Source organism: Streptomyces sp. LS1784 (assembly GCF_020103755.1).
Classification (GTDB): Bacteria; Actinomycetota; Actinomycetes; order Streptomycetales; family Streptomycetaceae; genus Kitasatospora.
This window is the reverse complement of the sequence record NZ_JAHSQD010000720.1, coordinates 1-3598: the sequence shown is the minus strand read 5'-3', so window position 1 is coordinate 3598 and position 3598 is coordinate 1. Positions and strand designations below refer to the sequence as shown.

General features: G+C 71.5%; 3 protein-coding genes and 1 pseudogene. All 4 read right to left on the bottom strand.

The genetic code is table 11. The features are described from left to right. Positions 1–182: 182 nt before the first annotated feature. The gene (locus KS423_RS41205) at positions 183–794 is read right to left on the bottom strand and encodes a ScbR family autoregulator-binding transcription factor (protein WP_224284851.1); all 612 of its coding nucleotides are present in this window, start codon (positions 792–794) and stop codon (positions 183–185) included. A gap of 241 nt (positions 795–1035) precedes the next feature. Further along, on the bottom strand, positions 1036–1245 hold the full coding sequence (locus KS423_RS41200; RefSeq protein WP_224284850.1) for an acyl-CoA carboxylase epsilon subunit: 210 nt from the start codon (positions 1243–1245) through the stop codon (positions 1036–1038). Between the two features lie 74 nt (positions 1246–1319). Further along, positions 1320–2921 carry an acyl-CoA carboxylase subunit beta gene (locus KS423_RS41195; protein WP_224284849.1) on the bottom strand — a complete coding sequence of 534 codons (1602 nt, stop codon included), beginning with the start codon at positions 2919–2921 and terminating at the stop codon, positions 1320–1322. 451 nt (positions 2922–3372) lie between these two features. Next, positions 3373–3598, bottom strand: a pseudogene (locus KS423_RS41190) (hypothetical protein); the annotation flags it as partial.

The following is a 3598-nucleotide window of genomic DNA, read 5'->3' as shown; positions in this document are numbered from 1 at the left end:
CCGCCGAGCTGCTCACCGCGGTGGCGGCCGGTCAGGTGCTGCTCGCCGGCGAGGAGACCGGCCGGCCCGGGCCGGAGGCCGTGAGCAGGCTCTGGACGGCCGCGCTGCCGGCCCTGGTGGCGCAGGAGCGCCGGGCCGGCTACCGGGTCTGATCCGAGGCCACCGTCAGGCCCGGCCGTGACTCAGGCCCGTTCGGCGACGCTCAGCCGGGCGAGCGCGTGCGGCTGGACCAGGCCCGGCAGCAGCAGCGTCCAGAGGTCCGACATCCGCTGGATCAGGTCCTGCCGGTCGGCCAGCACCTGGGAGCTCAGCTGGATGCCGGTGACGGCCCCGGTGATCACCCCGGAGGCCGCCGTCACGTCGACCCCGGGGTGGAGGTCGCCGGCCTCCCGGGCCTGCTCCAGCAGCTCGCGGACCAGGTCCATCCAGCCCTGGTAGGCCGCGAGCTGCGGCTGGGTGAAGCTGCCGTGCTCGATCGTCAGCCGGATGCTGCCGCGCACCAGCGGATCGGTCCGGAGCGCGCGGGCGAAGGCGTACCCGAGGTCGATCAGGTTCTGCACCGGGCTGTCCGAAGCCGGTGTCCAGCCGGAGATCCAGGCGCCCTGCCCCTCGATGACGGCGAGCGCCAGCTCCTCCTTGGAGCGGAAGTGGAAGTACAGCGCGCCCTTGGTGACGCCGGCGCGGTCCAGGATCTCGGACATCGTGGCGGCGGCGTAGCCCCGCTCGTCGAACACCTCGGCCGCCGCGACGAGTACCGCCTGTCGGGTCGCCAGCGCGCGGGCCTGCCTGGCCATCGCAGCCTCCCTGGAAAGTTCTGGTCTCGGCAGCGGCCGATCCTACGGGGGCGGACGGGGGCGGCGGACGCATGGCGTCCAGTAGGTATCCTACCGAGCCCGCCGCGGGCCCCACCGGCCCGGGCGACCACGGGGGAGCAGCGTCGGCGCGGCCCCGGGAACCCCCGGCGAGGCCCCGGGAAACGCCCGACGGCCGGCCACCCCGTTCGGGTGACCGGCCGTCGGTTCGGGCCGTGGGCCGTCAGGCGGCCTGCTGCCAGCTGACCGGCGAGTAGTACGCCGGGCGGCGCTCCAGGCGCTGCCAGTTGGCGATCGGCTCGATGGGCGCGGTCGCGGCGGCCTGCTGCGTGGCGGCGGCGCGCGCGGCGAGGACGGCGGTCAGGGCGGCGAGTTCCTCGTCGGTGAGACTGCCGCGGACGATGCGGACGAGGGGTTCGGCGGAAGCGGTCATGTCCTGGTTTCTCCCCCGGTTGCTGTGGTCTGAGGTGGTTGCCCGGTGCGGACTGCTGCGGTGCGGCTGTGCCGCTACATCGGCGGGTTGCCGTGCTTGCGGCTGGGCAGGTCGGCGTGCTTGGTGCGGAGCATGGCCAGGGCGGAAGCGATCACCTGGCGGGTCTCGGCCGGGTCGATGACGTCGTCCACGAGGCCGCGCTCGGCCGCGTAGTACGGGTGCATCAGCTCGTTCTTGTATTCCTTGATCTTCTGGGCGCGCATGGCGTCCGGGTTCTCGGCGGCGTTGATCTCGCGCCGGAAGATGACGTTGGCCGCGCCCTCGGCACCCATCACGGCGATCTCGTTGGTCGGCCAGGCGTAGGACAGGTCGGCGCCGATCGAGCGGGAGTCCATCACGATGTAGGCGCCGCCGTAGGCCTTGCGCAGGATCAGCGAGATGCGCGGCACGGTGGCGTTGCAGTACGCGTACAGCAGCTTGGCGCCGTGCCGGATGATGCCGCCGTGCTCCTGGTCGACGCCGGGCAGGAAGCCGGGGACGTCGAGCAGGGTGACCAGCGGGATGTTGAAGGCGTCGCACATCTGGACGAAGCGGGCGGCCTTCTCGCTCGCGTTGATGTCCAGCACGCCGGCCAGCGACTGCGGCTGGTTGGCGATGATGCCGATGACGTGGCCGTCGATCCGGGCGAGCACGCAGAGCACGTTGGTGGCCCAGCGCTCGTGGACCTCCAGGTACTCGCCGTGGTCGACGATCTCCTCGATCACCTTGCGCATGTCGTACGGGCGGTTGCCGTCGGCGGGCACCAGGTCCAGCAGGCTGTCGTTGCGCCGCTCGACCGGGTCCTCGCTCATCACGGGCGGCGGCATCTCGCGGTTGTTCTGCGGCAGCAGCGACAGGAGGTAGCGGACCTCCTCGATGCAGGACTGCTCGTCGTCGTAGACGAAGTGGGCGACGCCGGAGACGCCGGCGTGCACGTCCGCGCCGCCGAGGCCGTTCTGGGTGATCTTCTCGCCGGTCACCGCCTGGACCACGTCCGGGCCGGTGATGAACATCTGCGAGGTCTCGCGGACCATGAAGACGAAGTCGGTCAGCGCGGGGGAGTACGCGGCGCCGCCGGCGCACGGGCCGAGCATCACCGAGATCTGCGGGATGACGCCGGAGGCCTTGGTGTTGCGCTGGAAGATGCCGCCGTAGCCGGCCAGCGCGGTGACGCCCTCCTGGATGCGGGCGCCGGCGCCGTCGTTCAGCGAGACCAGGGGAGCACCGGCCGCGATGGCCATGTCCATGATCTTGTGGATCTTCTGCGCGTGGGCCTCGCCCAGCGCGCCGCCGAAGATCCGGAAGTCGTGCGCGTAGGTGAAGACGGTGCGCCCGTGGACGGTGCCCCAGCCGACGATCACGCCGTCGGTGTGCGGCTTCCGGGCCTCCAGGCCGAAGCCTTGGGCGCGGTGCCGGCGCAGGGGCTCGACCTCCTGGAAGGAGCCCTCGTCCAGCAGCAGCTCGATGCGCTCGCGGGCGGTCAGCTTGCCCTTGGCGTGCTGGGCCTCGGTGGCCTTGTCGCTGGGGCCGCGGCGGACCTTCTCGCGCAGCTCGTGCAGCTCGGCGACGCGCCCGCGGGCGTCGGCCGGGACCTCCGGGACCTCGCCGTCGATCGGCGCCTCATGCACAACCGTCATCTCGAACCACTCCAAGGGTGAGGGAACTGTCCGACAGCCAACGTCTGCTGTGCCCCCGGCTGCGAATCACTTTCTTCACTTATGACTGTACGAGGGGCTGTGCGCTGGTTCCGGCGTCGATTCCGTACAAGGTCGAGTTCGTTTAGCTGTCAGGCCTGTACAGAAGTGGTTGGCCAGGGCGCTGAGCGTTCGGTGGTCATTCGGGTACCGGGGGTTGTCGGGCAGGTGATGGTCCGATGATCTGAGCATGAGGAAAAGCGCAGGTCAGGGCCGTCTTCCAGTACTGTAGGCCGGTCCTCTTGGGTCGCGCTCAAGGTCCGCTCAAGCCGGCCGGCCGGCGGGCCGCCGGTCGGGTGAGTGGCCCGACAGTCGTAGGGAAGCGCCAAAAACGCCGCAGCCCACCCCGACTGGTGGGGGTGGGCTGTCCGAGCGAGCGGGCGGGCCGCTCCGATCAGCTCTTCCTGCCGTCCTCGGGCTCGTCGCGGTCGCGCAGCTCCCGCTCGCGACGGCGCAGGTCGGCCTCCCACTGCTTGAGCATGTCCTCGTGGTCTTTGTCGTTCTTCTTCAACGAGGCGAGGAACTCGGGGTCGTCGTCCGGCGCCAGCGGGCGCCCGCCGCGCGGGGCGGTGCGGCCCGGGCGGTCGTCGGCCGGGTACCCCGGGCGGGCCCCGGCGGGC

What these genes read in the sequence shown, in the direction of transcription:
- KS423_RS41195 (WP_224284849.1), bottom strand. Translation starts at nt 2,921, where the DNA reads ATGACGGTTGTGCATGAGGCGCCGATCGACGGCGAGGTCCCGGAGGTC.
- KS423_RS41200 (WP_224284850.1), bottom strand. Translation starts at nt 1,245, where the DNA reads ATGACCGCTTCCGCCGAACCCCTCGTCCGCATCGTCCGCGGCAGTCTC.
- KS423_RS41205 (WP_224284851.1), bottom strand. Translation starts at nt 794, where the DNA reads ATGGCCAGGCAGGCCCGCGCGCTGGCGACCCGACAGGCGGTACTCGTC.